Raw genomic sequence first — 6,449 nt, forward strand, 5'->3', positions numbered from 1 at the left:
ATGAAAACATGATGACCCCTTACGAAAAGTTCCTGTCACTGAAGGAACCAGAACAGTACCTGAAAGAAGGGATTACACTGGACCAACTAAAGGACAAAGCGGAAGCCATGACCGATAATGAAGCGGCCAGAAAGCTGCAACAAGCCAGAGAAATCCTGTTTCAATTAGTTCATGAGCGACAAGCCGAGGGTTAGGTAGTAGTACCTGCCTTCAGGCTCATTTCAGGATTGGAAAATACTGATGAATGGGAGCACGGTGACCAGTTTGGTACTCGCTCCAAAAACCTGGGTCGCGCTGCAGGTGCCCAAAACCTGAGCATGCGTATGGTAGAACTTGAGCCTGGCAAGCAATCATCGCCATTGTTGTTTCACACCGAAGATGAAGAACACATTTTTCTGGTAGAAGGGGAAGCCACACTACTGGAAGGTGATGAGCGATCTCACTTGATTGCCGGTGATTATGCCTGCTTTCTAGCCGGAGAAGAAATTGGCCACGCTCTACTGAACCACAGTGAGTCCGTATGCCGTTTTCTGATGGTAAGTCAGAACAGTCAAAGCGATATTGTTGTTTATCCGGAACACAATCGTATGCTGGTCAAAGCCCTCGGACAGGTATTCAGTAACCAGCCCGAGGATGGATTTAACTGATCAGAAGTAGTAGTTAAATCGGGTACGGAAGGCAACGGTTTCCTCGTCGTTACCTTTCATACCATAAGCATTTTTGGTTTCTGAGTAGGACAGCGCAAAAGAAACTTCTGCATTGTTGAAACCAAGAATCGGCATAGTGTAAGTGGTGTAAACAATATAAGATTTTGCGTCGTGCGCTTTGGTCTTGAAATCATTTTTGGCAAAAGAAGTACCCAGACCAAAAGCATTCAGGTATTCAATATTGGTGTTAAATGTCTGGGCTTTCCAGGCTTCTTTTGCATCCTGATAGGCTGCACTGGTATGCCATTTCAAGTCACCAAAATTCAATGTAGTGGTAGCAGACAAACCATAGCGGTGAGAAAGATCATAAATTTCACCGGTTTCTTTATTGGTCACACTGACTGAATCTTTATTGGCTTCGTATTCACCACCAAAGCTGACGCTAACAAAACCGTCATCACTTAAATAATTAACAGCGGGTCGAATCATAAAGCTGTTGTTATCAGACTCAATGATTTTATTTCCATCATCCAGGTAATCCAGAGAGCCACTCAGAATACCGCTGGTATCACCATAAACAGTAGAAACTTCTGCCGTCCAGTTTCCGAACTCACCCACTACCCGAGCCTGACCGGCATCATCACTGCGGCCTCGCCCCTCTTTGGCCATGTAATAATAAACACCATCACCTATACCATCGGAGCCTGCTGCATAGAATACAGCAACGTCTTTACCCAGAGGGAACAGATCCATGGCTTCATAGCGACCAATCTGGAACATCCAGGCATCTTTCATACCAAAGCCAAAGTAAACGTCGTCCACTTCTACTTTGCCATCGGCACGAATCAAAGGCTGTGCTCTAGCGGTAACAAAAGCGCCATTATCTTGAGTATTCATCCAGGCGATGTCCAATAGAAAACGGGAATCATCACCCAGCTGAGTGCTGGTTTTATCGTCTCTGCCAATGCCTTTGTCGTTATTAATCACGTCAAAGTTCATTTCAGCATCACCACCAATGGTTAAATTACCATCAGAAGAAGTCCAGGCTGCCATAGCAGACGTAGAGGCCATTAATACAGCGGTGGCCAGAAGCGTCTTTTTCATTAGAAATCTCTTTTAAGGAGTTAACATCTACAAACTGATGTGTATTCAGTCTTTAAATCTTTTGATTAAAAGGCAGGCGAATTAAATCCCCGACACCTGCCGGCAATCATTGAATCAGCAAAAGATTGTGACCGAATAGTATTGGCAAGATGCCGGGTAGCCAATATCGAAAAAAAGCATCTATTGATTCAAATCATGTTTAATCGATCGACTTTTTTCATACCTTTATTGAAAACTCCGATCACCTTCACCGTTCAATTTGAATTCATAAAAAGATAAGGAATTATTGAGTTCATTCACCTCAGCTTCATCAATCATCCCTGAAAAAATAAGGTTATTTTCCGGGGAAAGAGCTTTACTATCGGCCTGATAAAATTCCATTGTCTGCACAGTATTAGAAGTTCTAGCACCAATGACTGAGAAGAAAGCCCAAACAACCACCATCTGGTACCTAGCGATGACATCGCCCTCTGAACTGATCGGAAAGCCACTACCTGACTCTGGATTTGAAGTACGTGAATGTCCTGAGAAGTTATTCGAGTACAACCGCTTCCTGTATGAATTCGTGGGCAAGCACTGGGAGTGGACCGACAAGCTGAGCTGGTCTGAGCAGCAGTGGCAGGAGTATGCAGAATCTGAAAACCTTAGAACCTGGGTACTCTATAAATCAGGCAGCCCCGCCGGATACTTTGAATTGCAAAAAAAACCGGAAAGTATTGTCGAGCTTGCTTATTTTGGACTTGCCAAACCTTTCATAGGGCAGGGATTAGGTGGAGGCTTCCTTAGCAAGGCGATAGAGGAAGCCTGGTACTGGGGCGCGAAGAAGGTTCAGGTCAATACCTGCTCACTGGATCACCCCAGTGCATTGGCTAATTATAAAGCTCGTGGATTCAAACTGGAGCATACCGTTGAGAAATCAGCTCACTCGTGAGAGTCAAAGCTGTCTTCATTCTCTTATTCCTCATCCTCTTCCGACTGGGTAGGTGGCTTATAATAATCCACTTCCCCAAGGTCATAGAAATACCAGACATCACCAAACTGCGTCTGTGGATAAACCCGTTCGTTAAAGATATATATCAGGTTATCCAGTACTCTTTTGTCCCTGATCAGATAAACAACCGGACTGGAATGCACCATAAAACTATAGAGATCCAGCCCGGTATTCGCCACTGAAAACACGACAGAGCCATTGTGATTTATAACCAGCCAGGCATGAGACGATAGTTGAGGCAAAGCTTCTGCCAGGGAAAACTCGACACTACTGTATGTCGACTGTCGGTAATTATGGGCCTTGACCCAGTTCTGAAGCTTGGAAAATACGGAATCTCCATAGCCTCTCAACTGCCTTGCCCTGAGCCAAACAGGAAGCGAAAACACAGCGGCAGACAATGGGTCCAGTGACCAATTAAGCAACAGACTTGTATTGGCAACACCAGCCTTTGTTTTAATTGCCTGAGATACAAACGCTTCCAGAACAGATTCACCGCCCGTGATTTCAACCATCTGGTTTTGATCAAGGGAAGGTCGCAAATCAATTTGCTGGCAAAATGATACGAGCCCGTTCAGACAGGCTATTGCTCCATCCAATAGCACTTGATTGGCCATGGCAAAATAGCCCAAAAAGGAGACAGCCCCGTAGAAAAGCTGATCTATGACTTCCAGACTGATTCTAACCGGATTGCAATGCCTTCTGGTTTTATCCGCGTTTTCATCAGGCAGCATATACCAATTGCCGGGGTCTTCCCCAACAGGATAAAGCTGGCGATTTCTGGGGGCCGGCAGAAAATGATTACAGGCACCTCCACATCCGTAAGGGCAGGTAATGGTCTCCCCTTGATTGAAATCCCCCATATCAATAACAGCATCATCCTTCTCTTGTTCCAGCTCTTCCTGCCTGACCTGCTTTTCTTCTGGGGTTCCGGGCTTACTCTTACCATCCTTCTCATCTGCCAGAACAACACCATTGCAAAGCATGGCCAGCAGCAATATCTGAAGTATCGTCTTCATAGCCGTATGAAATATTATTTTGATAGGAGATTAATCTTAGAAGGCTGAGCTGATTTCGCTAAGATCTTGCATTATCATCCGGAACTCTCCCCCAAGCTTCAGAGACAGCAACGTAATATGGCCAGGCCCCAGAAGAAGACTGATTCCTCAAAAACCCCTGAAGAAGCAATGGCTGCAGCCAAAGCCACTCAACGTCCGGGACAAACCAAAGAACAAACCCGACTGATCGCTCAGGGCATTCAAAAAGGCATTGAGCATTACAAAAAGCAGCAGAAGGCCAAAGCACGGGAACTCGACAAAAACCTGAAGAAGGTTAAAAGGCAGGCTGAGACCTCTTCGCAAGAAGCCGAAACGATTACCGAGGAAGTTATCCACTATAAACAGCACTGGCTTCCCTGGCTTTTGCTGGGCCTTAGCTGGGTTGCTTTTGTGCTGTATTTGATAACGTCTGGGGCCTGAAACTCCAGACAGATCGCATCTTTTAGAAAACCCTGTCCACCAGCAAAGCGCAGAGTGCGGTAATGATGACAATACCTGCCAGGTTCAGAATCAGGCCACTTCGAACCATCTGACGAATAGACAGCATACCGGAGCCAAACACAATAGCATTGGGCGGAGTAGCCACTGGCAACATAAAGGCACAGCTTGCAGCAATGGCCGCCGGAATGGCCAGGACTTCCGGGTCCAGCCCCAGTGATACCGCCAGCGCCCCCAAAGGCGGCAGGAAGGCAGCAGTTGTAGCGGTATTACTGGTAATTTCGGTCAGGAAAATAATGACGGCGACCACCAGCGCAATCGCAGCAATGGTGGGTAGCCCGTCCAATACCTGGAAATTGCTGGCAATCCATTCGGCCAATCCGGTTTTACGAATAATGGCGGCCAGACTCAAACCACCACCAAAGAGCAGCAACACATCCCAGGGGAGCCTGCGAATATCTTTCCAGTTCAGGAGAAAATCAAGCTTTTCTCCCCATCGAATAGGGATGACAAACATCAGTAAACCACCCGTAAGAGCAATGGCTGTATCGGTTAACTGAACCCCTGGCAAAAAGCCTGATAGCCAGGGTCTGAAGATCCAGCCCAATGCAGTAAGGGTAAAGATCACTGCCACCCATTTCTCTGCCCGACCTAGCGACCCCATTGAAGCTAACTGCTCTTTCAGAGATTGCCGAACAGATGCACTTTCTCCGGGACGGAGTTTGTAACCACCCGAGCTCAGCCACCAGCCTGTCACCAGAAGCATCAGTAAGGTCGCCGGAAAGCCAATCATCATCCATTGGGCAAAACCAATTTCAATCCCGTACTGTTCACTGAGAAATGCCGCCAACAAAGCATTGGGAGGCGTGCCAATTAAAGTGCCAAAACCACCGATAGAGGCGCCATAGGCTATAGCCAGAAGCAGAGCTGAAGGAAAGTTACCATGGGAACCTCGTTCCTCTTTCATCATGGCAATCACAGACATGCCTATCGGCAGCATCATAATGGCCGTAGCGGTATTGGATACCCACATACTGATAAAAGCAGTGGCCAGCATGAATCCAATGACCTGTCTGCGCTCTCCGGTGCCGGAAGCCAGCATGGTTAGCAATGCAATACGGCGGTGAAGATTCCAGCGCTCCATGGCCAGACCCAGCATAAATCCACCCATAAACAGATAAATGACCGGATGGGCGTAGGCCGAAGCGGCTTTATCCAGAGAAACCAGCCCTACCATTGGAGCCAGAAGCAGGGGCATCAAAGCCGTAATGGGTATGGGGAGAATCTCCAGAGACCAGAAAACGGCCATCATCATGGCCAGCCCCGCACACTGCCAGGCGGCAACAGGCATGCTCTCAGGAGCGGGTAATAGCAGTGTCATCACAAACAGGGCAATCCCTGCAATCAGCCCCAGTAGCCAGATATAGGGATTGGCCCCGGCTTCCAGCTCTGGTGAAGTGGACGGTTCGCTCATGGTCTGTTCCTGAGAAGTCTTCTGTTTATAAGTCGGTCACTTCCCTGAATTATTCACAAGTCCTCTGTCAAAATGCGAAAGTACAATCACACTGTGATTTGGTAAACGGTCATTCTAACCAGTTGCATTTTCAGCAAAACCCCCCTCTTTCTTCTACGATCAGCTCATCAGAAACAAATATAACCCTGTACTTACAGCAATGGACTCCGGTTTACAGTGAAATACTTTGCTATCAAGGCAGCTTTCTTTATCCGTGTCTTATCGATACTGGTTGCATCAACGGCTGTATCTATCCCTGAGGCAAAGGCAGCGGACAGACCTCCCTGCGAGAAACGGTATTGCAGCAAGCACACAAAAAATCTCATGGAACCAGATGGCAGTGGGGGTTATTACTGTCTGCAGTGTATGCAGGACATGATTAATCAGATGGAGGATGAGGAGGAGTCAAAGTTAGCACAACAGCATCCCGCTGAAACGACTCCCATGGAAGTCGACCCTAGCAGCCTGTCGGACTTGAACCCATAAACGCAGTTCAAGTAATTTCAGACTCTGACTATTCCGGAGAGAACTTATAAAACCCTCTCCGGCGCATTACATTTTCAACTTGTCCTTATGATTTTTCTCACTCTTGGCCTCAGATCAGCCCAATAGTGCCACAGATAAGTCGCCAACAAGACCAGTTCCAACCACTGCTCTTCATTCACTTGTTTCAGGCTGAACATCCGCCTCAAGTTATACGC

General features: G+C 47.1%; 8 protein-coding genes. 4 read left to right on the top strand and 4 right to left on the bottom strand.

The features are described from left to right. Positions 1-194 (top strand): hypothetical protein (locus WG89_RS27595; protein WP_216638576.1); only part of this gene is annotated, 194 nt, incomplete at its 5' end. A gap of 33 nt (positions 195-227) precedes the next feature. After that, positions 228-647, top strand: coding sequence for a cupin domain-containing protein (locus WG89_RS27600; RefSeq protein ID WP_062270878.1), 420 nt, complete (start codon positions 228-230; stop codon positions 645-647). On the opposite strand, the gene WG89_RS27605 is transcribed toward WG89_RS27600, so the two are convergent. Next, positions 648-1,751: a carbohydrate porin gene (locus tag WG89_RS27605; protein ID WP_062270880.1), complete on the bottom strand. Its 1,104-nt coding sequence runs from the start codon at positions 1,749-1,751 to the stop codon at positions 648-650. 225 nt (positions 1,752-1,976) lie between these two features. Next, a complete protein-coding gene (locus WG89_RS31460) occupies positions 1,977-2,195 on the bottom strand; it encodes a hypothetical protein (protein WP_172806946.1) in 219 nt (72 codons plus the stop codon). A gap of 13 nt (positions 2,196-2,208) precedes the next feature. Here WG89_RS31460 and WG89_RS27610 point away from each other — a divergent pair, with 13 nt between their 5' ends. Then, entirely contained in the window at positions 2,209-2,682 is a 474-nt protein-coding gene (locus WG89_RS27610) for a GNAT family N-acetyltransferase (protein WP_216638577.1), read from the top strand. Positions 2,683-2,705: 23 nt separating this feature from the next. On the opposite strand, the gene WG89_RS27615 is transcribed toward WG89_RS27610, so the two are convergent. Beyond that, positions 2,706-3,758 carry a hypothetical protein gene (locus WG89_RS27615; protein WP_062270884.1) on the bottom strand — a complete coding sequence of 351 codons (1,053 nt, stop codon included), beginning with the start codon at positions 3,756-3,758 and terminating at the stop codon, positions 2,706-2,708. 117 nt (positions 3,759-3,875) lie between these two features. Here WG89_RS27615 and WG89_RS27620 point away from each other — a divergent pair, with 117 nt between their 5' ends. Then, positions 3,876-4,217, top strand: a complete 342-nt coding sequence (locus WG89_RS27620) for a DUF2956 domain-containing protein (RefSeq protein ID WP_062270886.1) — start codon at positions 3,876-3,878, stop codon at positions 4,215-4,217. Between the two features lie 22 nt (positions 4,218-4,239). Here WG89_RS27620 and WG89_RS27625 read toward each other — a convergent pair whose 3' ends face one another. After that, on the bottom strand, positions 4,240-5,709 hold the full coding sequence (locus tag WG89_RS27625; protein ID WP_062270888.1) for an SLC13 family permease: 1,470 nt from the start codon (positions 5,707-5,709) through the stop codon (positions 4,240-4,242). Positions 5,710-6,449: the final 740 nt, after the last annotated feature.

Origin of the sequence: Endozoicomonas arenosclerae (assembly GCF_001562015.1) — a bacterium.
Lineage (GTDB): Bacteria > Pseudomonadota > Gammaproteobacteria > Pseudomonadales > Endozoicomonadaceae > Endozoicomonas_A > Endozoicomonas_A arenosclerae.